This is a genomic window from Comamonas sp. CMM02, assembly GCF_014851485.1.
Taxonomy (GTDB): Bacteria; Pseudomonadota; Gammaproteobacteria; order Burkholderiales; family Burkholderiaceae_C; genus Comamonas; species Comamonas avium.
The window spans coordinates 1-587 of record NZ_JACUZW010000010.1 but is presented as its reverse complement, the minus strand read 5'-3'; the positions used below and the strand labels follow the sequence as shown (position 1 = coordinate 587).

Sequence of the window (587 nt, the reverse complement as noted above, 5' to 3'; positions counted from 1 at the left end):
CCAGAGGGAGAGGGAAGGGAAGAGGGAAGAAGGGGGGGAGGAGAGGAGAGAGAAAGAGGAAAAAAAAAAAAAAAGGGAAAAAGAAAAGGAAAAGAAAAGAAGGAGAAAAGAAGGGAGGGGGAGGGGAAGAAGGAAGAAAAGGGAAGGAAAAAGAAAAGAGGAGAAGGAGAGGGAGGAAGAGAAAGGAAAGAGAGGAAAAAGAGAAAGAAGGGAGGGAGAGGCAGGAAAAAGAAGGGGAGGGGGAAAAAAAAGGAGAAAGAAGGAGAAAGAAGAAAGAAAGGGAAAGGGAGGGGGGAGAAAGGAAGGGGAAAGAAAAGAGAGGGAGAGGGAAAAAAGGGGAAGGGAAAGGGAGGAGGAAAGAGGGAAAAGGGAAAGGAGGAGAGAGGAAGGAAAGAGGAAGAGAGGGAAAAAGAGGGAGGAGAAAAAGGGAGGAAAGGGAGGGAAGGGGAAAAAAGGGGGGAAAAAAGGAAAAGAGGAAAAGAGGAAAAAGAGGAAAAAGAGGGGAAGGCGGAGGAGAAGAAAAACACAAAGGAAGAAAAAAAGAAGAGGAAGCCGGCACATCGCTTTGTTCCCAGCCTGTCATGACC

The 587-nt window shown here is 47.2% G+C and carries 1 protein-coding gene; it reads left to right on the top strand.

Annotation, left to right across the window (positions count from 1 at the left end; translation table 11 throughout):
• The coding region (locus IB213_RS18440) for a hypothetical protein (protein WP_192408176.1) at positions 1-585 on the top strand (585 nt) is incomplete at its 5' end.
• Positions 586-587: the final 2 nt, after the last annotated feature.